The sequence below is a fragment of the Shewanella sp. LC6 genome (assembly GCF_006385735.2).
GTDB lineage: Bacteria > Pseudomonadota > Gammaproteobacteria > Enterobacterales > Shewanellaceae > Shewanella > Shewanella xiamenensis.
Map to the genome: position 1 here is coordinate 4,814,065 of NZ_CP043902.1, position 26,462 is coordinate 4,840,526.

A 26,462-nucleotide genomic window follows, 5' to 3' on the forward strand; every position below is an offset into this window, starting at 1 on the left:
AAATCGATAAAGCGTTAAGGAAAATATGATCTTAACTTCACTTAGCTTGTATTTATATCGCCTGCCCTTAAACCGCTTTTTGCCTGTGGGTAAACAACGCATTGACTACAGAGCAGGCTTAGTACTACAGGCAAAAGCGCAAACCGAAGGTGAAGTGCGTGAGCAGTATGTTGAAATCGCGCCACTCTCAGGGTTCGATATCGACCAACAGCCATTATTAGGCTTTAGCCGTGAAAGCCTCGATGAGGTTCAACAGGCCTTAGTGGCGCTATTACCCAAGCTGCAAAACCAATCAATTGATTGCTTGCTCGAGCAGGCCGAAGCGAGTTCCTATCCGTCCATTGCCTTTGGCTTAAGCCTGCTACATGCCAAACTCAGCGGAAAACTCGATACAGTGCGCCCAGTTACCACCACAGTACCGTTGATTTACCAGCCAACAGATGCGCCCAAAGCCGAGTTGATAGCTAAAATCGCCAAGCTCGATAGCAGTGTGCGCTCAGTTAAAGTGAAGGTTGCACAAACCTCCATGGAAGATGAGTTAAGTTTGATTTATGGCATCTTAAGCCAAAGACCGGAACTCAAGCTGCGCTTAGATGCCAACCGTGGATTTAGTTTGGAACAGGCCCTCGACTTTGCCGCTTGCTTGCCACTAGATAGCATTGAATATATTGAAGAACCTTGCAAACAGCCGCAGGATAATCGCACTCTGCATCGCACCATTCCCCTGCCCTATGCCCTAGATGAATCCCTCAATGACCCAGATTATCAATTTGTGATGCATGAGGGATTAACGGCATTAGTCATCAAACCCATGCTACTGGGCAGTATTGAAAAACTTCAGCGCCTTATCGACGAGGCGAACAGCCATGGCGTGCGCTGTATCTTAAGTTCCAGCCTTGAGGCCAGCTTAGGTATCAATGATTTGGCCCATTTAGCCGCCATACTGACGCCCGTTGAAATTCCTGGGCTCGATACGTTAGCCGCCTTTAGCCAAGACTTAATCGTACCAAGCGGCAAGCCCCAAACTCTTACGCTTAAATGCCTTAAACTTGTAGCCAGTACGCAGCAGGATTAATCGACAATGTCCGAATCTAAAGCATTGGCCTCATCCCAATCTATTTCACAGCAAGGTATTTCGCCATTACATAGCGCCGCGCTCACGCTCCCTGAACAAACCGCGGTTAAGTGCAATGGGCAAGACATCAGCTACGCGAGCTTAAGCCAAATGGTGCTGGGATTAGGTGAGCAGCTCACGCGCATCGGCGTTGGTCAAGGGCAACCACTGGCGTGTATCAGCCGTAATAATCTAGAGATGATTTGCCTGTATTGGGCCTGCGTGGATATTGGCGCCATCTTTTTTCCTATCTCACCGCGCTTTCCGCTGGCGCAAGTTCAAGGGCTTATCGATAGCCACCAAATCCCTTTCTATTGGAGCGAAGATGAGCTGGCTTTATCAGGCTGTCATCAACTCACGCTAGATTTTAGTCTAGGCGTGGCTCCAAACGCTGGCCTAACCGCGACAGCTTTTGATATTTATCGTCCTAGTAATGTGATTTTAACCTCTGGCTCTAGCGGCTTTCCCAAGGCGGCCGTACACAATCTTGCGAATCACATTGTTAATGCCGAGGGCGCCCGCAGCCTGATCCCACTCATCAAAGGTGATGCTTGGTTATTATCATTACCGCTGTTTCATATTGGCGGCCTTGCAATACTCAACCGCTGCGCCCTAGTCGCAGCGACTGTGGTGCTGCCGGATCTCGCTCTCCCGCTACAGGCGCAAATCGAGCGCGATGCGTTAACCCATATGTCCCTCGTGCCGACCCAGTTAGTCAATTTGCTCACTGACAAACAGGCCTCGCTCAGCAGCATTAAAGCCCTGCTACTGGGCGGCGGCGCAATTTCTATCGATTTACTTAAACAGCTCGAACAGCGGCATATTGCCAGCTTTACCAGCTACGGTATGACGGAAATGGGCTCGCAAATCACCACTGGCCCCGCGCTGAGCGATGGTACGAGTGGCAAATTACTGCCAAGACGCGAGCTTAAGATTGTTGATGGGGTGATTTGGGTAAGGGGAGATTGCTTATTTATGGGTTATCTCGCTGATAAAGGAATAGAAAAGCCCCTTGATGCCGACGGTTGGTTTTATACCAAGGACAGAGGCGAATGGGACGAAAACGGCAATCTCCGCATTCTTGGCCGCGTCGATAATATGTTTATTAGCGGCGGCGAAAACATTCAACCAGAAGAGATTGAAGCGGCACTCAAACTTCATCCGCTAATAGATGAGGCAATCGTCTTCCCTCAGCCCGATCCCCTCTTCGGTCAGCTCCCAGCGGCTATCATCCGCGGTGACATTTTCCACGCTAAGACTATCAGCAGCGATGCAAGCCGCAGCCACACCAGCCAAGAGATGAGTGCGATAGAGGCCGAGCTCGAAGTCTTTCTCGCCGACAAAATCGCCCGCTTTAAACGACCGCGCCGCTATTACCCTTGGCCAGAAAATGCCGAGCAAACAGGCCTAAAAGTGAATCGGCAACTTATCATCAAGCTGACTGCATAACTAAACTCAGCTATTTTGTCGGGAGCACTGCGCAACATTAAAGTGAGCAAAAGTCATCTCATTAACATTGCATATCTTGCTTGTATTAGCCCTCAGTATACAACCTGTTAAAATCGTCACTTTCAATATCAATAGGAAAAAATCGCTGAACAAACGTATGCTCATCAATGGGCCGGGAGAAACAAAAGCCCTGTCCAACAGTACAACCCAGTTGTTGCAATATGGCCAACTGAGAGTTTGTTTCGATTCCCTCGATGACTAACTCCATATTAAGTGCCTGAGATAACGCAATCACACTTGATATCGCAGCCTGACATCGAGGTTCAACACCTAACTCCCTAACAAAACAGCTATCTAACTTAATTTGCGAGAATGGCAATTCACATAATCTCGCGAGAGAAGAATGAGCCGCGCCAAAATCATCTATTGCTAGCTCGAAGCCCTGCATGCGTAACCTAATCAGGTTTTCCATATTCACCGCTGGAGCAGAAAGCAATCCTGTCTCAGTAATTTCAAGCGTGATGAACCTTGAATGGAGGTTAAATCTCTTGGCGATATCCACAATACGATAAACCAACTTTGTCGAATTGAGCTGGGAGATATCGAGATTATAGGCCATTGAAATATGATGATTTTTTTGATGCAGCTCTTGTTGTAACCGACAGCCTTGCTCAAATAATTGTAAAAACAATTCGTCGAGTAGCTCATAGCCAATCAGTGGCTCAATAAACACGGCTGGGCTAAGCGTGCCAACTTCAGGATGAATCCATCTAGCTAACACTTCGACACCCGCCAGACTAAAGTCTGTGACATCGAATTTAGGCTGATAAAAACCCACAAATTGATGTTGCTCAAGTGCTAACTGAAAATCAGCTAATGAAAAATCTTTCGGTCTAATTTCAATTCGAGAAGAGGACATCACTTTACGTTTTTGAGTACGAGAATAGACAAACTTATCCAACATACTTTGCAAGTTTCCAATAGAAGGACTTTTACTCAAATCGCCAAGATACTCAAAATTAAGCATTTTTATCATCTGCGATACAGCTCGCCTTAATTCCATATCGATACAGCTAAACAAAGCTACTGCGTGGATGCTGTATTTAGCCTTCGCCTTGCGCAAAAACGATAAGCCATCTATTCCTGCCATCATCAAATCACAAATAACAATATCAGCACTATTGTGAACATCGAGCCAAGTAAAAGCATCCTGAACGCAGCCAAATGCAAATACCTCAACATCAGCAAACGAAGCTAAGTTATATTCAAGTACTGCACGCTGAAAGGGATGATCTTCTAAGACTAATACCCGAATCTTACTCATCAAATGTCCTTCAAATCTAACCATCTAAAATCTCATAGTATCCTTTCAGAATGAACTACAGCTTCCAGTTGCAGATAAATAGCTATACTTAGATAGGTTGCGCCACAAGTCGCTACAAGTTGCAACATACGTAAAGGGCGCCACCTAAATGTTATGAGTAGTAAAAAATAGTTCTCATTTCGTCTATCCTACGATAATTTTAAAAAAGAAATGCCCGAACACTGCGTAGGAAATATCCGAATAGCTATCTAGTATTTCCTACAAGAGCTTACAAAGGATAAAATCTGTACATAATGGTTATGGAGTTTTATTGATGAAGAAAAAAATATTAATAGTTGATGATCATCCGGTTGTAATCTTGGCATTGAAAATTATTCTTGAGCAAAATAACTTTAATATTATTGGTGAGACTAATAATGGCGTCGATGCTCTCAGGTTAATTAAAGAACTATCACCAGATGCTGTTATTTTAGATATAGGAATTCCACAACTTGATGGACTGAAAGTAATTGATAGATCACGAAGATTAAATAATAATCCACCTATATTAGTATTAACCGCACAACCATCAGAGCACTTTGTTTCTCGCTGTATTCAAGCGGGAGCATCTGGTTTTGTTTCAAAACAAAAAGATTTAACAGAAGTAACAGGTGCATTAAAAGCAATTCTTTCAGGGCACTCCTACTTTCCAATATTGGCAAATAGCAATGTGATATCAAAGTCTAGCCAGGATGAAGCCGAACTAATTAAAAAACTCTCAACTAGAGAAATGGTTGTATTGCAACAACTCGCAACAGGGTTATCTAATAAAGAAATTGCTGATAGGATGTTGCTTAGTAATAAAACCATCAGCACTTATAAAACTAGACTTTTAGAAAAACTAAACGCTAAAACACTAGTAGACATAATAGAAATTGCGAAGAGACATAATTTATCATGAAAATTGCGACTATAATAAATCCAATTATTATAATAGCCATCACTATATTATCTTTTCACAAACCAACTGCACACACTCGATAGTGATACTTTTTTACTGAAGGGACATCCGAATCTAGAAGCTGAGAGTACAGCATTAACTAAATCCGAAGAAGAATACCTGAGAAAATTTAAAATCATAAGAATTGCAATAACTGAGCCTAATTTCCATCCCTATGATGTTGCTGATGATGAAAGTCAATACTATCAAGGGATTAGTGCAGATTTCTTACAGCTAATAAAAGACTCTCTCCATACACAGGTTGAAATTATCCGTTTTAAAGTCAGAGAAGACGCAATTAATGCAGTCAAAAATGGAGATGTGGACTTACTAACCACAGCAAATAGTTACGAAGAATATAACGGGTTAAAGCTATCCATACCCTATATCTCAGATCGTCCAGCATTATTTAAAAATACGTCATTAAATGCTGAGGTCAAAACGATCTCAATGGCATATGATTACTTAGCAGATAAAGTTGTTAAAGAATACTTCCCGAATAAAACTATCATCAACTATCCAACAAAACAAGCAGCAGTTGCTGCTGCGGCTTTTGGGAAAACTGATGCTGTTATCATGGATTTATCTTCAGCAAATTACATGATAAATAACACATTTTACAAGAGGCTTCAGCTAGACGATTACTTACATATCGACTCAAAAGGCATTGCATTTGCAGCTAGTGATACCAATGATATGCTTCTAGAAATTTTAAATAAAGCGATAAAAACAATATCTAAAGATGAAAGCCGACTAATTCGTAAACGATGGAGTGGAGGTGGATATATTATTCCAGAAAAAAGCGAATTGCCTATATTTAATGAAGAAGAAAAAAACTGGATCAAAAGGAATGGAAAAATAAATGTTGTCTTTAACGAGTATATGGCTCCTCTATCCTATCTTAATAGTTCAGGACGTCCTGCAGGATACGCAATTGAGATCTTGGAGTTATTAAGATTATACTCTGGATTAGATATTGATTATACATCTTCAAAAGACTTTAATGAGCAGCAGGAACTAGTTTTAAAAAGCAAAACACCATATATCACCATATTAACACCAAATAAAAACAGAGCAATTTTTTTTGACTTTTCATCAGAATTTTCCAGCTCACCTTACATTATTGTCCAAAGGAAAAACAACGTTGAAATTAATGATCCGATAATAGCAATACCCCGTGATCATGCTATTGAAGAATATACTAGACAATATATTAAATTTAAAGAGATAAAGCTAACATCTAACTTTATCGAGGCTCTAGATACAGTAAAGAACAGTGAAGCTGATTACACCATTATACCATTAAATATTGCAGACTATTATAACCATGGCTATTTTGATGACATACTTGAAGTTAAAGAGGTGGTGGAGAAAATTCCGACTGCCGCGGCTAACTTTGCCGTGAAAAAGGAAGAGCACATACTGGTTGACATTATTAACAAAACATTAATTGCGATACCACCAAACGAACTACAAACTTTAGAAAATTACTGGAGAAGTAATTCTCTACCAGCAAAACAGACCTGGAAAGATTATCGTTACACAATTTATACCATTTTAATTTCATCATTAATTTTAATTTTAGTATCGATAGGTTGGACACTATACACTAGACAACACTATAGACAGCGGCTAAAAGCAACAAAAGCTCTTGATGGGCAATTGTTATTTATGCAACAGATCGTTGATGCTATACCACACCCCATCTATGTAAGAAATAAACGACGTGAACTTACTATGTGTAACGAAAGTTACCTTAGAACATTCAATTCTTCACGTGAAGAGTTATTGCACAAAACAACTATAGAAGGAACTATTCGTGCTATTGAGGCACCTCTGGTTGATAAGGAATATATACAAGCTTTAGAGGACGGCATTCCCATATTTAAAGATAGAGAGTTACATATTGACGGTGTAAAATATAATATTTACCACTGGTTCAAATCCTATGGTGACGATGCTGGAAATATTGAAGGTATTATTGGCGGATGGATAGATGTTAGTGACCGAGTCAAATTAATTAAAGAGTTAGAAAATGCAAAAGAAGTTGCAGATACGGCAAGCCAAGCCAAAAGCACTTTCTTAGCGACTATGAGCCATGAAATCAGGACCCCAATGAATGCTATAATTGGCATGTTAGAGTTAGCGCTTAAGAGTCCAAATTTACCAGTTTCGGAACTAAACACGATTAAAGTAGCTTACGACTCTGCAAACGGCTTACTTGAACTTATTGGCGACATTCTTGATATAGCACGCATTGAAGCAGGGCAATTAACATTATCTCCAGTAAGAACCAATTTAAAATCAATTGTTACTTCCGTGGTTAGGGTGTTTGAGGGACTAGCACATCAAAAAGGCTTATCACTAGAGCTTAACTTTGATACTCATATTAAAAATGATGTGCTAGTAGATCCCATGAGGATAAAGCAAATACTATCGAATTTAATCGGCAATGCAATTAAATTTACCGCAGTTGGCAGCGTACAAATATCTGTCAGTTGTGCGAATCTAAGTAACAGCCAATGTTGCTTTATTTTCACGGTTATAGATACAGGCATAGGAATTTCACCGGAAGATCAGCTAAAACTCTTTATGCCATTTTCACAAGGTCATGAATCCCATAATAAATATGGTGGAACCGGATTAGGATTAATGATTTGTCGTTCATTGTGTGAAATGATGGGTGGAACATTAGAATTAAAAAGCCAGCTCAACTCAGGAACAGAGATTAGAATGGAGCTGAGATTAAATTTACTCGAAGAACTACCAAAAATAGTAGAAACACAGATAATAGATTATCATAAGGAAGAACAATCCTATAATATACTCATTGTGGACGATCACCCAGCAAATCGGTTATTACTTGCTCAGCAATTAAAATTTTTAGGTCATAATGTTATTGAATCTGACAATGGAAAATCTGCTATTGATCTTTTTAAAGAAAACGAAATTCAGTACATTATTACTGATTGTAATATGCCTGAAATGGACGGATATGAATTTTGCAAGAATATAAGAAATATTGAAAAACACTATAGTAAAATTGCTCCTATTATAATTGGCTATACTGCTAATGCTCAAAAAGAGGTTAAGGAAGCATGTTTAAAGGCAGGAATGAATAATTGTTTATTTAAACCTATTAGCTTACAAGAATTAAGTGATGCACTATTAATTCACAACCAAGTTTATAATAGTGATATTTCCGAGATCAGTTTTTCACCTGATGTTGTTAATAACCTAACTGGTAACAATAAAGAGCTGATTATAAAACTACTTACTGAACTTACTAAGAGTAATAAATCAGACAAAGAGACTTTAATCCAAGCTAAAAAAGGTATGGACTACCAAAGAATTAAAGATATTGCCCATAAAATTAAAGGCGCTGCAAGAATAATTGATGCGAAAAGACTTGTTGCATGTTGTGAAATCCTTGAGCAATCAAGCCATAACTCACTTGAAAATGATTTCTTATTACTCATTGATACGCTAGAAAAATTAGACAATGAAATTTCAGATTACATAGAGAAAAACAATTCTATTGAATAATTTTACTAAAAAATTTAAGCCAAAAGAGCACTGATAGCCCTTTTGGCTAATTTATTAACTTAGTATGTCTCGAGTTTATAAAACCATCATCATCAATGTAGTCAAACTTAATTTTAACATTTTTAGAATTTAACACTTTGTCTTGACTAACTATGTTAATGGATTTGCTAGAGAATGGCGACAAGGTTTCTGGATAAATTTCAACATCATTAAAACCATCTGAAATCGAAACCTTACTATAAACAATAAAAAATGGTGAATCATTTTTTATTGTTAATTTATTATTATCAATAGAAAAATATTGTTTATCAAATCTTGTATCCTGCTGCATTTTTAATTTAATTGGCCTTAAAAATACTTTTATTTGTGTTCTTATGGTTAAAATCATCAATTGATTATCAGAACTAGATACATCGTTACCTGGCTGAGGCGGTATTTCATAAATGTTGAGCCAATACATTTCCTCCTGATCACGCTTTTCACTATGATTCAAATTGATTAATCGAATGCTCTTATGTTCTCCTGGAGAGAACTTTAACATCGCTGGTACTGCCATTATCGGTGCCCTAGTATTTTCTGGCGTAGCATTGATATCACCATCATCAACCCATAATTGAGTGATCACAGGAAAGTCGTTCGTATTTGCCAATGTTAACTGTTGTGCCTGCTCATTGTCATACATAACGACTCTGGTTTTATTGATAACTACGCCAGCGATACAGTTTGTGCTGACCAAGATGAAGCCAATAATAGCTATTTTACTGAACACGAATAAGTACTTGAGCCTGTGCATAATATTTACCTGCTGTAACAGTCTCACCTGGTATTTTGGTTAATTTGGCCGTATAGGTTTCGTGCAAAATAGTGACCTTATTAACCGGATCATAGTCAATATTTGTACCAATAAATTTGCGCCAACCATCCTTACTGGAGTCATATATTCCCGTTCCAAGATCTGGGTAGGTCTTAATCACAAATGGTTGCGTAAGACCGTCTTCACGTTCCAATATCACCCCAACCCCTTGTGCATAACCAGGACTCCCATAATTCTGGCTCAACAGATGACTCACCGCGGCTTGATCCGTTAGTCCCATAGCTTTAGCCCTATTAAAACTATTTGCATCAATCTTAAAGCCAACAGCAAAATTTCCAGCTTGGGTGCCCGAAACAAAATCTCCCTGACACCTGTAGCTCAATGACATATTGACGTTTACAGAGTGACCTTGTGCTAGTTCATTAATTGTTGCTGCTGGAAAAAGGACATAGGGAGCAACACTACTTACTGAGCAAGTTCCAGGAGTACGTCTTACTAGCATTTGTTGATAAAAACTAATATTGCCTGGCCATTGCGCGTACCAACCAGGATAATGCGATATATGGTCGATTCCCTCCGTGGGATGAGTTATTCCAGGGCCACCAAACGCGATATAACCCGCAGGTTGATTATAGGTATAAGCACTCTCGTATGGCCTATTAATAGCGCTGCTGCCACTAACACCTCTAACATCCCGGATCCTAAATAACTCTACCGTAATATCAGTGAAGTTTTTCGCTTTCACTAAAATACGCCCTTGTGCATCTCGGTCTAATCCTGTCATTGCGCGCTTTTGCCATATACGCGAAAAATATTCACCACTCTGATTATTTTTAAGCCTCGCAACAACATTTTTTATGTATGTTGAATATCCCTTATCCACACCATCAGCAACACCATCTTCATACATACCACTATATGCATTGTCCGCATTTACCGAATAGTATTCAAAGATTTCATTCTCATCCGCTGCATCGCAACGAAACAGTACCTGTTCAGGATCATAACCTCCTCTTTGCCCGTAAGTAATAAACGGTACTATTGATGACGCTAACATGGTTCCATTAGGTTGGAATGCGGTATCCGAAATATGCACTATGGGTAAATTGAGGTCACCACGATTAGGGTCATGTGCACCATCCCAAATTGCGGTTTTACCGTACAGTGGATCTACATAGGCTCCATTGGTTGGACTCGTGGTAGTGGTAGAGATACGTTGACAGTTCGCATGCGTACCACTTGTGATTAATAGTCCCGAAGCCAACAAAAAAGTGACAGCAAACTTATAACGATTTTCGTTAGTTACACTCTTAAACATATCCTATTCACTCCTAGATGCTTGACTGACAATTAACAGGCATACGCACCAGTTCGGACAATAACTCAACTTCTGATAAGGCATAATCAAAACTGCAAGTTTGTTCACTCAACTCACCCCAGGTCACTTTTAGATGCCCGTTAGCAGTAGGAGTCCGGATATAAGCCATTCCTGCTTGGCCAACCATACCTAATATTTGGCCATTTTCATCGACCACTTCCGCACCTATAGGAATAACACCACCACTGGTCTTTTGAGTCATAAATAACACGGCATAGCCTTCGCGAGTCTCAAACTTCAACTTCACAATTGCCCCAGCATAAGGCGCAATCTGCTGCTGGGTCTCGAGTAATTCGGATGTACCAAGCATGTTTCCGGAGTCCAACGTCACGCGGTTCATTCTATAGGGGGTCAATGTTGGTATAACGGCATAACCGGCGGAATTAACTTCAGTCCCCCAGCTATTAATCACTTTTGCCCCATTTGCACCTTTGGCTTCAACAATAGCGAAGGTATCACTTAAATTTTGGCTTAATGTCAGACCGCCGGCATGAGCAACAACAGCGCCACTTATTCCAGCACTCATTTGTTGATAGGAATCTGCTATTGAGTAACTGCCCGAAAGCGTTGCTTGGCTAAATCGCTTCTGTGTATTCACTCCAAGGCTCTTACTTGTACCATCATCACTCTGTAATGAAGCATTTACACCATACGTCCAAGATTGGTCTTCCAATACAGTTCCAGATACGCCCATGTTGTAACTATTCATTCCGCGCGATGAATGGCTGGCTCCCATATTGACCATGTTTGATTGCCGACTCCCCAAGGGGATAGAAAGAGTCAAACTCAGCAGATCTTCCTTGGTTCGTGAAGCGTTAAAATCTGTTAACTGGTTAAGATAGTCATCGTTATAAGCATACTGCACTGGGACTTGACTCGAATATTGACGAGAGAATGTTAGCCCCAAACTCCATTGACCAAGATTGACTGAGTACCCAAGTTGCAGCTGGTCATCATCATCTCGGCCATCTCTATATTGTCGTTTAGAGCCGCTGATATACAGAAAGCCATATTCATCAAGACTTTGGTTAATACTCAAACTCATCTCGCTTCGTTGCTTATAGGTCTCAGATGTAAAAATATCTGATCTTTCAAGCGCTTTTCGTACGCCTAAAACATCATTCAATTCGCGGAACGACTCAGTTGAATAATGATATCCAGCAAGCGCTACAGAGGTCCCCGTCTCAAAAGAACGACTATAGTTAACACCTAAACGCCAACCATTCTCCCAATCATCAAGGCCCGCTTCCTTCGAGAGCCGAGAAGAAGAGTGAACAGCTGTAATACCAACAGCTCCCCACTCAGTCCTGAAGGATCCCCTCATAAATCAGCCATAGCATAGCCATATTTGAGCAACTGATTGGCGAATAATACCCAGGCCGCCAGCAATTCTTTCTCCGTGATTTGATAATCAGGCCGCCTGAGTACCTCCAATCCCAAGCGAATCGTTGAGAGTACCGTTCGATGCCCAATGGTATTGGCCTGAAAATGCTTATCCCAGCCCTGTTGCTGTGCGTGTAAACCAACTAGCCACAACAGGCATTGAACCATCAACGCTATCAGTAGGATGATGTCGAATCGCTCTGGACTGTTGGTACGACTTTGGCGTAAGCCAAAGCCGTATGCCGGGCTTTTGAGGTCACGAAAGGTTTCCTCTATTTGCATACGTTTGGCGTACAGGTTTACCAGCTGCTTTGGGCTCCGAGATTCTGGTGGTAAATTGCTGGCTAACACCCAAGGCTCTTTCGCCGATGTTGAGTACGTTTTTGCCGATGGATGGTGGCAATTAGTCCTCGTTGAACGCTGATTTGTACGCCCCTTAGGTTTGCTACGATAAAGCGTGAGATGGCAATTGATAGGGTTAGTTTTGGTCAAGGTCTTACAACCCAGGCTCTTCGCTTGACCGTTGGCCAAGTCATGTGTACTGCGAACTGCACGCCAATTTTCAGCGCCAATATCTGCAAATTGAACTGTACCGCGAATACGGCTTAGCCAAAACCAACCATGCGCCTCAACCTCTTTGTACCAAGGCACTTTGAACCCCGCGTCAGTCACGATGAGAGGGGTAACATGCAAAGGTAAAATCTTGGCTAAGTCCGCTAAAAAACCGTTGTGGGAGGCCTTAGAGCATTGTTCTGATAGGGGATAGGACTTCTCATACAGGGTAATAGAGCGGCCATTGAAGGCTATTGAGGCGCGCAGAGCCATGATGCGTTTATGCTCTCGGATGTCTGACCAATCGACGAGCACAATCGGCATAGGGTTACCAGAACAGATGAGGCTGGCATGCCATTGGTAGACAGCTAACCGTTCTTGATGCAGATGCGTGTTGCCGAGCAAACGATCAATGCGCTTGATGTTGTGCTTGGTTCGGGCCGTGGTTGGTAAATTTCGACCTAACTCAGTCAAGGTCAGTGTCTTACATTCAATCAGTGCCTTAGAGGCCAGCATCAAGCTGTTTAATCGTTTTAGGTGAAGTTCTGGGCAGTATTGGTGTAAAGAATGTTGTAGAATATTGGCTTCGCGCATCTTGTTGTCCAAGTGTAGTTTTTGGAGAAACCATTTGATCATGCAACAAGATGCGCTTCCACCCTAATTTGATGATTTATTTGTAAATCATCAGGGGATTCTTCAGCACTCAGTCCCCAAAACCGTTCCAAGACTGAGTGCATAATAATCTTCACCAACACGTCCACCCGAATTTAGGGTAAGCATATTGTTAATGCCGTACTCATAATTCAATTCGATAAAGTAATTACCAGATCCTAAATAATCTACATCACCAATAGATAATGTATATTGTGAATGACCTTCCCGAATAGAACCAGGAACTGCACTAAACGGAATAGTAAATTCAGAGATTTTGCCATCGGCCTCTGTCACTTCTACTATCAAATCACCTTCATAACTCGTTGGATATAAGTCATTGATCAAAAATGGCCCCGCTGCAACAGTTGTTTGGTATATTGCTATGTCATTCTGTTTAATAACAACTTTTGCAGTAGAATTAGCTAATCCTCGTACAACAGGTGCATAACCTCTCCGCGAGTCAGGTAGCATTCGATTATCCGTCTGCAACTGAAATCCAGTAAAAGGTAAACTCCCAAAGATATTGCCTCGTGTATATGAATCACCAAGTAATAATTCACTTCCTATATGAGGCAATGCGCGCATAGCATAAGTTCTTATGGAATTAAAATTATCTTTAGAACTGCCATCATAATCATTGTAATTATAGCTAGATTGATTTTTAAGGCGCCATAAACCAATATTTAACCCAGAATTAAACCCAGTATAAAATGCGCGCATATCGCCGCCATTATCCGAGCCATTTGTCTGATAAAGATTGCTATTATAGCTAATATATCCTGCAGTCTCTCCCATATCCCATAATTCAGGATGCACATATCCTCTAGGGGACTTTTGCATATAAGCTTGGGGAATTGTTATGTCTAATTTTAATCTTTCAACATCAAATTTAGCTGTTGCACCATTCACAGTAAGCTCAGGTGCTTGACATTGTTGCTCTAATAATTCTTGATTGATATAGGTAGAAATGACTTGTGATATTTTCCAAAAATCAGCATCAAGACATGGATAGATTTCATTTTCATCTTCACTTATAAAATCAACAACTTGTCGACTTATACGTATGCCATTAATATAGATATCAACCTGATATTTCCCTGGTGTAGCCTGTCCTACCGTATTAAAACGGGCGAGGTAGCTATCTCCGTAGCCACCACCAAAAAGCAAGCTATCATCGAAAGTAAACTCCTGAAAATCATCCTCTTTAAGCTCGTCAGCAATCAATAATGGAGCAACACCAAAATTGCAATAAAACAAGCCTAATAAGGATAATTTTGTAGCCAATATAATGCACTTTCTCATAATAGACATTTCACTTAATTTTATTATTTTATTTCATATTCATACTTTATAAATCCACCAAAATCATTAACAATAGTGAATTTAACCTTCATTGGATGAATAGAAACGAACTGTTGATTATGAACCTTAACAAGCTTATTCCATTTTGGCTCAACCATATCAACTGGAATTTTAAGCTCTTGATTGCCCGAGATAAGTTTCACGTCCACAAATGAAGCATAAAAAGGCGATTTATTATTAATGTCCACCTCTACACCACCATTGATTTGCTTTACGTTAAAGCTAATTTCTCTTCCAATACTTTCAGGGTTTGATTTAATTTCTACTGGCCTATAAAAAATCTTGACTCTATTTTTAAGCATAACTAACATCTGGTTTTCACCCGCATTATCTTTAGATATTGGGGGAATTTGCAAAAAGTTAAGATAAAATAAGCTTTCCCGATCTTTAGGAAGATTATCACCACTGTATATTAAGCGGAATAATTGTCCTCGATTAGGCTCTATTCTAAAGATCGCTGGTAACGCTAAAAATGGACCATCTGCATTTTCAGGAGTAGACTCAGAATTATTAATATCTGTCCAAACCTGAACTACATTTGGAAAACTATCATTATTTCTTAACTGAACACTACGCTCTGAAGGATCCCCTCATAAATCAGCCATAGCATAGCCATATTTGAGCAACTGATTGGCGAATAATACCCAGGCCGCCAGCAATTCTTTCTCCGTGATTTGATAATCAGGCCGCCTGAGTACCTCCAATCCCAAGCGAATCGTTGAGAGTACCGTTCGATGCCCAATGGTATTGGCCTGAAAATGCTTATCCCAGCCCTGTTGCTGTGCGTGTAAACCAACTAGCCACAACAGGCATTGAACCATCAACGCTATCAGTAGGATGATGTCGAATCGCTCTGGACTGTTGGTACGACTTTGGCGTAAGCCAAAGCCGTATGCCGGGCTTTTGAGGTCACGAAAGGTTTCCTCTATTTGCATACGTTTGGCGTACAGGTTTACCAGCTGCTTTGGGCTCCGAGATTCTGGTGGTAAATTGCTGGCTAACACCCAAGGCTCTTTCGCCGATGTTGAGTACGTTTTTGCCGATGGATGGTGGCAATTAGTCCTCGTTGAACGCTGATTTGTACGCCCCTTAGGTTTGCTACGATAAAGCGTGAGATGGCAATTGATAGGGTTAGTTTTGGTCAAGGTCTTACAACCCAGGCTCTTCGCTTGACCGTTGGCCAAGTCATGTGTACTGCGAACTGCACGCCAATTTTCAGCGCCAATATCTGCAAATTGAACTGTACCGCGAATACGGCTTAGCCAAAACCAACCATGCGCCTCAACCTCTTTGTACCAAGGCACTTTGAACCCCGCGTCAGTCACGATGAGAGGGGTAACATGCAAAGGTAAAATCTTGGCTAAGTCCGCTAAAAAACCGTTGTGGGAGGCCTTAGAGCATTGTTCTGATAGGGGATAGGACTTCTCATACAGGGTAATAGAGCGGCCATTGAAGGCTATTGAGGCGCGCAGAGCCATGATGCGTTTATGCTCTCGGATGTCTGACCAATCGACGAGCACAATCGGCATAGGGTTACCAGAACAGATGAGGCTGGCATGCCATTGGTAGACAGCTAACCGTTCTTGATGCAGATGCGTGTTGCCGAGCAAACGATCAATGCGCTTGATGTTGTGCTTGGTTCGGGCCGTGGTTGGTAAATTTCGACCTAACTCAGTCAAGGTCAGTGTCTTACATTCAATCAGTGCCTTAGAGGCCAGCATCAAGCTGTTTAATCGTTTTAGGTGAAGTTCTGGGCAGTATTGGTGTAAAGAATGTTGTAGGATATTGGCTTCGCGCATCTTGTTGTCCAAGTGTAGTTTTTGGAGAAACCATTTGATCATGCAACAAGATGCGCTTCCACCCTAATTTGATGATTTATTTGTAAATCATCAGGGGATTCTTCAGCACTACGCTCTTTAGCATCACTAGGATAAATCACTCGAGTATTGGTCATCACAACACTTGCACTCGATGGGAAAACGATAATTAGTAATGAAATTAGAACTGATAAGCGCACAGATAAAGGAAGAATTGACATATTATTTCCACAAAGCCGGAGTGCTCACTCAGAGAGCTGAGTGAGCAAGATCAGAATTTAGCTTTAATTACAGGTAAGAAATCGCGTATTGAACAGAGCTAACTACAGTACCTGCAGTTGCCGCACCTTCAGCATAATATTGGACAGCAAAGTCATGTGATGCAGTGCTATCACCAGCGGCTACGTTTAAACCATCAACAGTTGCAACACCAGTCAAATCAACAGCATTACCACCAACAGCATCTAAAATTTGTAGTGATACGTTTGTTGCAGTCCCAGTGTTACCTAAGTTACCAGCTACAGTTACGCTGTTACCAACAAAAACAGTTTTAATTGGAAGAGCTTGAGTAGCATTGATAGTACAACCACTTACTGACAGAGTGAATGGAGTTTCACCAGCAACAGAGCCAGCGACAGCTAAATCAGCAGTTGAAACTGTTGGTAATAATACCGTTGGATTAGCGGTTGCACCATTGATAGCAACTTCACAAGTTTGATCAGAAACTTCACCTAAGAAAGTAATAGTATTATTTGCGTGAGCATTAGCGCCAAATAAAGCAGTTAAAACTAGTGCAGAAAGAGTTAATTTTTTCATCAGAAATTCGATCCCATAAAATTGTTAATGATACAATGGGTTTACTTATTAAACCTGCGTATACAATAGCAATAATATCCAGCAGTCCCCATAGGACTAACCTTGCACTGCTGTAGGAAATGTCTGATCAACTAATATCAATTATATAGGCAGCCTTAAATATTATGACTGCCTATAATTAAACGAAGTTTCTATTAGTTATAATTAAATGAAATCATCACTTCATTTCTATCCAACTGATTAAAGACCAGTGAGTTTATTTGGCTAAAATTAGTAGGAATATTTTTGGCAATGCCATCAAGAGAAGATACTTCGGAAAAATTAAAGGATATTAGTTGAGTGTCGAATTGATGTGTAGATTGATTATAACAACTGATGGAAGATAAATCAGAGTAGCAACTAGGTTCTGCCCTGAAGGATCCCCTCATAAATCAGCCATAGCATAGCCATATTTGAGCAACTGATTGGCGAATAATACCCAGGCCGCCAGCAATTCTTTCTCCGTGATTTGATAATCAGGCCGCCTGAGTACCTCCAATCCCAAGCGAATCGTTGAGAGTACCGTTCGATGCCCAATGGTATTGGCCTGAAAATGCTTATCCCAGCCCTGTTGCTGTGCGTGTAAACCAACTAGCCACAACAGGCATTGAACCATCAACGCTATCAGTAGGATGATGTCGAATCGCTCTGGACTGTTGGTACGACTTTGGCGTAAGCCAAAGCCGTATGCCGGGCTTTTGAGGTCACGAAAGGTTTCCTCTATTTGCATACGTTTGGCGTACAGGTTTACCAGCTGCTTTGGGCTCCGAGATTCTGGTGGTAAATTGCTGGCTAACACCCAAGGCTCTTTCGCCGATGTTGAGTACGTTTTTGCCGATGGATGGTGGCAATTAGTCCTCGTTGAACGCTGATTTGTACGCCCCTTAGGTTTGCTACGATAAAGCGTGAGATGGCAATTGATAGGGTTAGTTTTGGTCAAGGTCTTACAACCCAGGCTCTTCGCTTGACCGTTGGCCAAGTCATGTGTACTGCGAACTGCACGCCAATTTTCAGCGCCAATATCTGCAAATTGAACTGTACCGCGAATACGGCTTAGCCAAAACCAACCATGCGCCTCAACCTCTTTGTACCAAGGCACTTTGAACCCCGCGTCAGTCACGATGAGAGGGGTAACATGCAAAGGTAAAATCTTGGCTAAGTCCGCTAAAAAACCGTTGTGGGAGGCCTTAGAGCATTGTTCTGATAGGGGATAGGACTTCTCATACAGGGTAATAGAGCGGCCATTGAAGGCTATTGAGGCGCGCAGAGCCATGATGCGTTTATGCTCTCGGATGTCTGACCAATCGACGAGCACAATCGGCATAGGGTTACCAGAACAGATGAGGCTGGCATGCCATTGGTAGACAGCTAACCGTTCTTGATGCAGATGCGTGTTGCCGAGCAAACGATCAATGCGCTTGATGTTGTGCTTGGTTCGGGCCGTGGTTGGTAAATTTCGACCTAACTCAGTCAAGGTCAGTGTCTTACATTCAATCAGTGCCTTAGAGGCCAGCATCAAGCTGTTTAATCGTTTTAGGTGAAGTTCTGGGCAGTATTGGTGTAAAGAATGTTGTAGGATATTGGCTTCGCGCATCTTGTTGTCCAAGTGTAGTTTTTGGAGAAACCATTTGATCATGCAACAAGATGCGCTTCCACCCTAATTTGATGATTTATTTGTAAATCATCAGGGGATTCTTCAGGGTTCTGCCACCTCACCTCGAAATGTAAGAGTACTAAACTCTGTTGCAGCTACCACTGAATTCAAACCCACAATGAGTAGTGCAGCACTACAGAGCTTGCCCCAAAATGTTAATTTTCTCATAAAGCACCTCTTCCGGCGTTAAGGACACATGATAAGTATCGGCCAGAATAGAGATGTCTGAAGCTAATTTTTCAAAATTAACAACAAATTATTTACTATGAATAACTGATTAAATTTTGAGATGACACACTAAAATTTAATATAAATATGAAATTTTAAACTTTAATTTAGTATACTTCCTCCATAAAGCTCTGAATTATTTAATTCTATCGTGTGTTTTTTCCACTGAATATAATAGATATTTGATATATTACTCGGCAATAGCCAACGAACTCTATCATCCTCTAAGAAGTATGGAATTTCATTAAAATCAAGAAATTCAACCAACTTTTGCAATGAAAATTGGCAAACAACAACAATCGATCCTAAAAAGTCGCTTAGGGTAATATCTCTCATATCACAGGGCATACCCTTGCTTAATAGCCAAAATAGGCTCTGCTGATACGCCTCAATCGAGGCCCCATTTCTGAAAGCAACTCCCCAACCAGGCTCTGAAGATAGGGCTAATTTGGAAACCATAGTGACCATAATTATCTGACCTACATATTGATGAAAAAACCGCAAAATGGGTATTAAACTTTGCCATGTTAGATTTGAATTCCCTGTTGATTTTATCCATAACGACTCAATCTAACTCCCTAAAGCATCCTTACCAAATGACAAAGCCAAACCCATAATGCGGAGAGCAACACTATCGATATCAAGCTTCGATAATCACTTTTGAATGAGGCTCAAAAGTAAACATATTTTAAGAAGGATTCACTAGAGAATGCTGTAGGATAATTCCGTTAATAACGACGAAAAACCTTAGAAAGAGTTAAATATGCTATAAACAAACTAATTTTCACCATCATTAGTGAAATCTAGACAACAAAAAACCTGCCGAAGCAGGTTTTTGATATCTTGTCTTGAAAGAAAACGTAGCCTAATTAGGCTTCCATACAAGCCTTAAGCTTGTTCATGGCGTTTTTCTCTAACTGGCGAATGCGCTCAGCCGAGACTTGATAGGTTTCTGCTAATTCCTGCAGTGTGGTTTTATCATCATCTAACCAACGGGCACGCAGAATGTGCTGACTACGCTCGTCTAAGGTTTTGATGGCCGATAATAAACGACCTTGAGCATTGGATTCCCAGTTATCGTTTTCGATATTTTCGGCTAAATCCGATGAATGGTCCTCAAGATAATGCACAGGGGCAAAATCCTGCTCATCATCGTTATCACTGCTCAGGTCAAACGCAGGATCCTGCGCTGCCATACGTGATTCCATCTCAGTCACATCGGCCTTAGATACACCTAAGTTTTCTGCCACCATTGCGACTTCATCATCGCTAAACCAACCGAGGCGAGTTTTCGCTTTACGGATATTAAAGAACAACTTACGTTGTGCTTTGGTGGTTGCAACTTTTACAATGCGCCAGTTTTTTAGCACATATTCATGAATTTCGGCTTTAATCCAGTGCACAGCAAAAGACACTAGACGGACGCCCACATCGGGATCGAAGCGCTTAACCGCTTTCATCAGACCGATGTTGCCTTCTTGGATCAAATCCGCCTGTGGCAGACCGTAACCTGAATAGCCCTTGGCAACATGCACCACAAAGCGTAAGTGCGACATAATCAGTTGCTTAGCCGCTTGCAGATCACCCGTTTCCTGCAAACGCTTGGCTAACTCATACTCAGTCTCAGCGTCTAACATTGTCATGCTAGTCACTGAATGGATATAAGCTTCTAAACTACTGCTGCCCTGAGGGACTGTTAGTGCCATTGATTGCGTTTGAAAGGTCATTCGCGCTCCTACTTTCTTGCTACTTATCAAATATAAGTCGATTTCATCCTGTGGCTTAACTCAAAACACCTTAAGGATGAGCTGACGAACTATCGGCTAATTGACAGAGTATGTCAACCTTCGCTCGTCTGGGATGTTACTTTTAACCCCGTTGAATAGACATTGCAAGTGAACAAAAGTTCATCGCTTGCCTTATCTAGCCGCATTTTTAAACGATAAGCGATTGATCATTAAGAGGGTTCAATCGCTCTTAAATGTTGTCGTACCGAAAGGTAAGAGCCCAGCCAACCTAAGAAGGAGGCTAAGCCCACTAATTGTAGCAGTTCGGTAAAGGTCAGAGACTTCATCTCTAGCTGACTACCATACAAACCAAGCAATTCGGCTAGGGCAGAATCCAGATACCAAACCAACAAGTTAATAATAAGCCAAGCTAATACACCGCCAATCACTCCGTACCAAATACCGGTATAAAGGAAGGGACGTTGAATAAATGCCTCGGTTGCTCCGACTAACTTCATCACTTCTATTTCACTACGGCGATTCATAATGGCTAAGCGAATCGTGTTACCTATCACTAATACCACCGCCAAGACGAGTAACGCCGCAATCGCCATTACCGTGCGTTCGAGTAAACGCACCACAGCCTGTAGCCGCTCTAACCATTCAATATCTAAGCGACCAAAACTGATTTCAGGCTCACGCTCAAGCTTAGTCAATAATTCGCGGGCTCCCACTGGCGTAGAATAACGCTGGGTTGGTGTCACGGTAATTACCGCGGGAAGCGGATTTTTATCAAGATAGGCTAACGCTTCACCAAATCCAGATAGACGCTGAAACTCCTCAAGCGCTTGATTGCGGTCGATATACTGTACCTTTTCCACTTCGGGATAAGCGCGGATACGCGTTAACAAACTTTGAATAGTCTGCTCGCTGCGATTTTCATCGATAAAAAGTGAAATCTCCGCCGCGCTATTCCAAGAAGTGGTAATAGTCTCGGCATTTTTAACTAGCACTTGCAGTGCTGCGGGCAAGCTTAAGCTCACCCCAAGCACCGCCATCGTCATCAAAGAAGAAACGGGACTGCGCCATAACTCGCCCATACTTGCCATGGCTTGCTGCACATGACGAATAAAAAACATCACGATGCGCCCTGAAATGGGCAACTTACTGCGCGTTAATTTGGCGTTATCACTCATAGCGCATTACCTCGAGCAGTCGCGTGTCCATGATGCAATTCCTGGGCACCGAGCATACGCCCTTGCTTCAAGGTAAAAGTGCGGTATTTCATCCGCGCGATCAGTCCCAGATCGTGGGTGGCAATGAGCACGCTCGTGCCTGCATCGTTAAAGGTTTCGAATAGGCGCAAAATATCCATCGACAATTTAGGGTCCAAGTTGCCCGTCGGTTCGTCGGCCAGCAATAGTGGCGGTTTATTCACGATCGCGCGGGCGATACCGACACGTTGCTGCTCACCACCGGATAACATGATGGGGTTATGGCGCTCTTTGCCATATAAACCCACCATATCAAGCGCGCCAGCGACCCGTTTGCGGATCTCGCCATGGGAGAAACCTTCAATCACTAATGGTAAGGCAACATTGTCGAATACGCTTCTGTCCATCAATAGATGATGGTTTTGGAAAATCATCCCAATATTGCGGCGCAAATAGGGCACGTGTTTGGGGCTAATTTTGGCAATATCGTGGCCATTAATCGCCACACGGCCAGTGGTGGCGCGCTCGATCACTGTGATTAATTTCAACAGGGTACTCTTACCCGCGCCCGAATGGCCGGTTAAGAATGCCATTTCACCATTTTGTAGATGAAAATTCACTTCCTCCAGCGCCATTTGGCCACCAGGATAAATCTTACTGACCTGCTGAAAATCAATCATAAATTAGCTATCCGCTTTCTCTTGAGTGAACAAGGCATCAATAAATTCTTTAGAATTAAAGGTACGCAAATCATCAATTTGCTCACCCACGCCAATATAACGTAGCGGGATTTTAAACTTATCGGCAATCGCAAACACCACGCCGCCCTTGGCGGTACCGTCGAGCTTGCTGATGGTCATGCCGGTAACGCCAACGGCTTCTTGGAATAGCTGCGCCTGGCTAATCGCATTTTGGCCAGTGCTCGCATCTAAGGTCAGCATCACTTCGTGCGGCGCTTCTGGGTCGAGTTTCTTCATCACTCGCACCACTTTCTTTAACTCTTCCATCAGATGCGACTTGTTTTGTAAGCGACCCGCTGTATCAGCAATTAATACATCAATTTTTCGGGCTTTAGCCGCTTGCAGCGCATCAAAAAGTACCGAGGCACTGTCGGCGCCGGTATGTTGGGCTATCACAGGGATATTATTGCGTTGGCCCCAAACTTGTAATTGCTCCACCGCTGCTGCGCGGAAGGTATCGCCCGCCGCTAACATCACAGACTTACCTTGGCGCTGGTATTGCTTTGCCAGTTTGCCAATCGTGGTGGTTTTACCCACACCGTTAACGCCGACCATAAGAATCACATAGGGGCCGTTAGCATTTTCAGGCACTAATGGGATTGCCACAGGATCGAGTGTCTTTTGCATTTCATCACGCAGCAGATCGTAGAGTGCTTCGGCATCCTTTAATTGCTTGCGCGACGCGTGTTCGGTCAGGCTCTGAATAAGGCGTGAAGTAGTTTCGACACCCACGTCGGCGATTAAAAGCTGTTCTTCCAACTCTTCAAACAGTTCATCGTCGATTTTTTTACCACGGAATAACCCGATGAAACCGCTACCAATATTTTCGCTAGTACGCATTAAGCCGCGTTTTAGACGCGCGAAGAAGCTTTCTTTGGCGGGTTTTGCCTGAGGTTCGGGTTGTTGCTCAAGGGGTTGTTCAGCTTGGACCTGTGCAGCGGCAAGTCGCTCTGCTTCTGCTTGGGCTTCAGCGGCCTGTTCTTCGGCAACACGCTGTGCCTCTGCTTGGGCTTTTGCGGCTTGTTCTGCGGCGACTCTTTCCGCTTGGGCATTTTCAGCGGCTAACTGCTCTGCCTGCGCTTGCTCCGCTGCTAAGCGCGCGGCTTCAGCCGCCTGTTGTTCGGCTAAATGTGAAGCTTGTTCTTCGGCAACACGCTGTGCCTCTGCTTGGGCTTTTGCGGCTTGTTCTGCGGCAACTCTTTCCGCTTGGGCATTTTCAACGGCTAACTGCTCTGCCTGCGCTTGCTCCGCTGCTAAGCGCGCGGCTTCAGCCGCCTGTTGTTCGGCTAAATGTGAAGCTTGCTCTTCAGCAAGGGCTTCCGCTTCTGCTTGGGCTTTTGCGGCTTGTTCTGCGGCAACTCTTTCCGTTTCTGCTTTTTCGGCTGCTAATTTGTCGGCTAGAGCCTGTTCAGCCGTGAGGCGAGCAGCTTCAGCTTGCTGCTCAGCTAATGCATCTGTTTGGTTAGTCTGCGATGGAGTAACGACTGGGGTTTGCTCGACAACCTCATCTTGTGATTTATCTTTACGAAACCAGGAGAAAAAACCTTTCTTTGCCATGTGTAATTCCAGCGCTCTACTTCAGTGTTGAATTTAAAATAAGACCCTGCCGTTATACCAGATTACCGCGGCAATTACGCCCAAAAAGTCGGCAATTAGTTCTGCTCTATCAGCCTTCTCACCTTTTACTAGGAGTTTGATATAAAATAGTGGCCTTTATAAAGGTGGCATAGTCTACCACTTTCTTTCTTCAGGCAAAATCACGGGGGCACTTTGGCTAATAATCGTGCAAACAACAAGCAAGTGACCAAGAGTCAAACGGCCAACAAGAAAGCCGGTAGTGGCCAAGTGCGGATCATTGCCGGGCAATGGCGTTCACGCAAACTGCCTATCCATGATTTAGACGGCCTGCGGCCGACCACAGATAGAGTCCGCGAAACCCTGTTTAACTGGCTTGCCAATGATATTGCCCACGCAAGGGTGCTCGACTGCTTTGGTGGCAGCGGCGCCTTGGCGCTTGAGTCTCTCTCACGCTATGCCAGTTATGCCAAGATTATCGAGTTGCAACGTCCTGCCGCCATGCAACTTAAAGCGAATCTCAATACCCTCAAGTGCGACAATGCCGAGGTACTCAACGCCGATACTCTAGTCGTGCTGCAAAATGGCTGCGAGCAAGGGTTTGACGTGGTGTTTATCGATCCACCTTTCCGTAAAGGCTTGGCAGAAAAAACCATTCAACTATTGGATAGCAAAGGTTGGCTTAATGATGGTGCGCTCATTTATGTGGAGATTGAGTCGGAATTAACTCACATGGCAGTCCCTGCGACTTGGCAACCGCTCAAAGACAAAACCGCAGGACAAGTTAGCTATCGCTTATATCAATACCAAGCCGAAGATACTCCGGCTGACACCGAGGAATAGCATGTCGTTTCTGATCAATATGGGCAAAGCCATTACCTTAATCGCGTGGCTGATGATGGCTTATAACCTTGTTATGCCTTTTGCTGGCAATATCGGCATTATTCTCAATATCTTGCTCGGCATTACTTGCTTGATGCATTGCTTCCAGGTTGCCATCTTCCATATGCTGTTTAAAAATCTGCTGACGCTGCGCAAACAAGATTATCTGCAAGTGTTTATCTTCGGCGTATTTAGTTTATTGAGCTATCGTCGACAGGTGTTAGCGCAGGCGTAAGCGCACTAAACCTTTGTCGAAAGGCACTCGGGGTTAGGCCGGTAATACGAGTAAACGCTTTGCGACAGGCGCTCACATCCTCATAGCCAACTTGGTGCGCTATGGTCTCGAAACTCAGTAGACTATTTTCGAGTAAGTCGCAGGCCTTTTGGATCCTGAGTTTTTGTAGGTATTCATTAGGCTTATGCCCTGTCGCTTTCACAAAACGTCGCAAAAAAGTTCGCTCGCCCATACAGCACTGCTGCGCCAAAACCGCAACACTCATCGGCTCACCATAGTCGGTTTGTAGGCGATTTTGCAGATTCAAGATCACAGCATCCCCATGATCTCGTTTAGGTAAAAACTGTTGGTAATAACGCTGTTCACGCCCACCAGTGTCGATAACAAGGTACTTACCCAGTTGGCGCATGACTTTCACATGGCAAAACTGCGCGACTAACTCTAGCCCCAAGTCGAGCCACGACATCATGCCAGCAGCCGTGATGATATCGCCCTCGTTAACCATGATTTTTTCGATCTCGAGTTTCACCTGCGGATATTGGGTCTCAAACGTTTCCACTAGCCCCCAATGGGTTGTCGCCTTGCGGCCATTGAGTAAACCCGCTGCGGCCAGCACAAATGCTCCCGCACAGGCAGAACAGAGAATAGCTCCTCGGGCATGTTGCTGCTGTAACCATAATCGCAATGAAGGCGCTGCATTGAAGTAAAGCTCAGTCTCGATGCTCGGCGGGATAATCACTAACTGATAGCGATCTTCGAGATTCATCTCCTCTAGGGATAACCGAGTCACAGCAAAGCAACTTGAGCCTAGGGATTTATTTTCGTCAGCTAACATCAGCTTATTAGCCACCAGCAACATCTCTTCTAAGCCAAATACGGCTGAAGTTAAACAACCGGGTATGGCTAATATCGCCACTTTTAATGGGGATGGCTCGGCAAAATTTGTCAATTTAAGCACCATAGATGTCATTTCTGCCACT

Annotated in this window: 23 protein-coding genes and 1 pseudogene; 6 read left to right on the plus strand and 18 right to left on the minus strand. The window is 42.7% G+C overall.

From position 1 onward, the window contains the following. The first annotated feature begins 25 nt into the window (after positions 1–25). Complete coding sequence (menC, locus tag FJD32_RS21490; protein ID WP_088586324.1) at positions 26–1,075, plus strand: o-succinylbenzoate synthase; 1,050 nt, start codon at positions 26–28, stop codon at positions 1,073–1,075. Positions 1,076–1,081: 6 nt separating this feature from the next. Beyond that, positions 1,082–2,563, plus strand: a complete 1,482-nt coding sequence (gene menE, locus FJD32_RS21495) for an o-succinylbenzoate--CoA ligase (protein ID WP_099457251.1) — start codon at positions 1,082–1,084, stop codon at positions 2,561–2,563. 85 nt (positions 2,564–2,648) lie between these two features. Here the strand turns inward: menE and FJD32_RS21500 are convergent, their stop codons facing one another. Next, on the minus strand, positions 2,649–3,887 hold the full coding sequence (locus FJD32_RS21500) for an EAL domain-containing response regulator (protein WP_037426652.1): 1,239 nt from the start codon (positions 3,885–3,887) through the stop codon (positions 2,649–2,651). Positions 3,888–4,200: 313 nt separating this feature from the next. Between FJD32_RS21500 and FJD32_RS21505 the strand changes: the two genes are divergently transcribed. Further along, positions 4,201–4,827: a response regulator transcription factor gene (locus FJD32_RS21505; RefSeq protein WP_099457250.1), complete on the plus strand. Its 627-nt coding sequence runs from the start codon at positions 4,201–4,203 to the stop codon at positions 4,825–4,827. Between the two features lie 189 nt (positions 4,828–5,016). Next, on the plus strand, positions 5,017–8,412 hold the full coding sequence (locus FJD32_RS21510) for a transporter substrate-binding domain-containing protein (RefSeq protein ID WP_342190883.1): 3,396 nt from the start codon (positions 5,017–5,019) through the stop codon (positions 8,410–8,412). 46 nt (positions 8,413–8,458) lie between these two features. On the opposite strand, the gene FJD32_RS21515 is transcribed toward FJD32_RS21510, so the two are convergent. From FJD32_RS21515 to ftsY, 16 genes and pseudogenes are all read right to left on the minus strand, one after another. Next, entirely contained in the window at positions 8,459–9,181 is a 723-nt protein-coding gene (locus tag FJD32_RS21515) for a molecular chaperone (RefSeq protein WP_181160267.1), read from the minus strand. Beyond that, a complete protein-coding gene (locus tag FJD32_RS21520; protein ID WP_140906567.1) occupies positions 9,171–10,544 on the minus strand; it encodes a fimbrial protein in 1,374 nt (457 codons plus the stop codon). The genes FJD32_RS21515 and FJD32_RS21520 overlap by 11 nt, the downstream gene beginning before the upstream one ends. A gap of 13 nt (positions 10,545–10,557) precedes the next feature. Continuing rightward, positions 10,558–11,928, minus strand: a complete 1,371-nt coding sequence (locus FJD32_RS21525) for a fimbria/pilus outer membrane usher protein (protein WP_140906568.1) — start codon at positions 11,926–11,928, stop codon at positions 10,558–10,560. Further along, the gene (locus FJD32_RS21530; RefSeq protein WP_001206290.1) at positions 11,925–13,133 is read right to left on the minus strand and encodes an IS4-like element IS10A family transposase; all 1,209 of its coding nucleotides are present in this window, start codon (positions 13,131–13,133) and stop codon (positions 11,925–11,927) included. The genes FJD32_RS21525 and FJD32_RS21530 overlap by 4 nt, the downstream gene beginning before the upstream one ends. 102 nt (positions 13,134–13,235) lie before the next feature. Next, a complete protein-coding gene (locus tag FJD32_RS21535) occupies positions 13,236–14,477 on the minus strand; it encodes a fimbria/pilus outer membrane usher protein (RefSeq protein WP_226770053.1) in 1,242 nt (413 codons plus the stop codon). Between the two features lie 41 nt (positions 14,478–14,518). Further along, positions 14,519–14,743 carry a hypothetical protein gene (locus tag FJD32_RS25295; RefSeq protein ID WP_258195980.1) on the minus strand — a complete coding sequence of 75 codons (225 nt, stop codon included), beginning with the start codon at positions 14,741–14,743 and terminating at the stop codon, positions 14,519–14,521. 81 nt (positions 14,744–14,824) lie between these two features. Then, positions 14,825–15,124 (minus strand): annotated as a pseudogene (locus FJD32_RS25180) (fimbria/pilus periplasmic chaperone); the annotation flags it as partial. Between the two features lie 21 nt (positions 15,125–15,145). Continuing rightward, positions 15,146–16,354: an IS4-like element IS10A family transposase gene (locus FJD32_RS21545; protein WP_001206290.1), complete on the minus strand. Its 1,209-nt coding sequence runs from the start codon at positions 16,352–16,354 to the stop codon at positions 15,146–15,148. Positions 16,355–16,392: 38 nt separating this feature from the next. Next, positions 16,393–16,593, minus strand: coding sequence for a hypothetical protein (locus FJD32_RS21550; protein ID WP_140906997.1), 201 nt, complete (start codon positions 16,591–16,593; stop codon positions 16,393–16,395). Positions 16,594–16,660: 67 nt separating this feature from the next. Then, the gene (locus FJD32_RS21555) at positions 16,661–17,188 is read right to left on the minus strand and encodes a fimbrial protein (protein WP_037426646.1); all 528 of its coding nucleotides are present in this window, start codon (positions 17,186–17,188) and stop codon (positions 16,661–16,663) included. 424 nt (positions 17,189–17,612) lie between these two features. Continuing rightward, the gene (locus tag FJD32_RS21560; protein ID WP_001206290.1) at positions 17,613–18,821 is read right to left on the minus strand and encodes an IS4-like element IS10A family transposase; all 1,209 of its coding nucleotides are present in this window, start codon (positions 18,819–18,821) and stop codon (positions 17,613–17,615) included. Positions 18,822–19,211: 390 nt separating this feature from the next. Then, positions 19,212–19,577: a hypothetical protein gene (locus tag FJD32_RS21565; RefSeq protein WP_023266424.1), complete on the minus strand. Its 366-nt coding sequence runs from the start codon at positions 19,575–19,577 to the stop codon at positions 19,212–19,214. A gap of 401 nt (positions 19,578–19,978) precedes the next feature. Beyond that, the gene (gene rpoH / locus FJD32_RS21570) at positions 19,979–20,836 is read right to left on the minus strand and encodes an RNA polymerase sigma factor RpoH (RefSeq protein WP_011624492.1); all 858 of its coding nucleotides are present in this window, start codon (positions 20,834–20,836) and stop codon (positions 19,979–19,981) included. 230 nt (positions 20,837–21,066) lie between these two features. Then, positions 21,067–22,032 carry a permease-like cell division protein FtsX gene (ftsX, locus tag FJD32_RS21575; protein WP_099457246.1) on the minus strand — a complete coding sequence of 322 codons (966 nt, stop codon included), beginning with the start codon at positions 22,030–22,032 and terminating at the stop codon, positions 21,067–21,069. After that, a complete protein-coding gene (ftsE, locus tag FJD32_RS21580; protein WP_099457245.1) occupies positions 22,029–22,730 on the minus strand; it encodes a cell division ATP-binding protein FtsE in 702 nt (233 codons plus the stop codon). Before ftsE ends, ftsX begins: the two co-directional genes overlap by 4 nt. A gap of 3 nt (positions 22,731–22,733) precedes the next feature. Beyond that, positions 22,734–24,347, minus strand: a complete 1,614-nt coding sequence (gene ftsY, locus FJD32_RS21585) for a signal recognition particle-docking protein FtsY (protein ID WP_205403017.1) — start codon at positions 24,345–24,347, stop codon at positions 22,734–22,736. 213 nt (positions 24,348–24,560) lie between these two features. On the opposite strand from ftsY, the gene rsmD reads away from it, so the two are divergent. Next, a complete protein-coding gene (gene rsmD / locus FJD32_RS21590) occupies positions 24,561–25,208 on the plus strand; it encodes a 16S rRNA (guanine(966)-N(2))-methyltransferase RsmD (RefSeq protein ID WP_099457243.1) in 648 nt (215 codons plus the stop codon). Position 25,209: 1 nt separating this feature from the next. Next, positions 25,210–25,482, plus strand: a complete 273-nt coding sequence (locus FJD32_RS21595) for a DUF1145 domain-containing protein (RefSeq protein ID WP_011718692.1) — start codon at positions 25,210–25,212, stop codon at positions 25,480–25,482. Here FJD32_RS21595 and FJD32_RS21600 read toward each other — a convergent pair. Further along, on the minus strand, positions 25,439–26,440 hold the full coding sequence (locus FJD32_RS21600) for a helix-turn-helix domain-containing protein (RefSeq protein WP_226770117.1): 1,002 nt from the start codon (positions 26,438–26,440) through the stop codon (positions 25,439–25,441). The two genes, FJD32_RS21595 and FJD32_RS21600, sit on opposite strands and share 44 nt — an antisense overlap. Positions 26,441–26,462 lie beyond the last annotated feature (22 nt).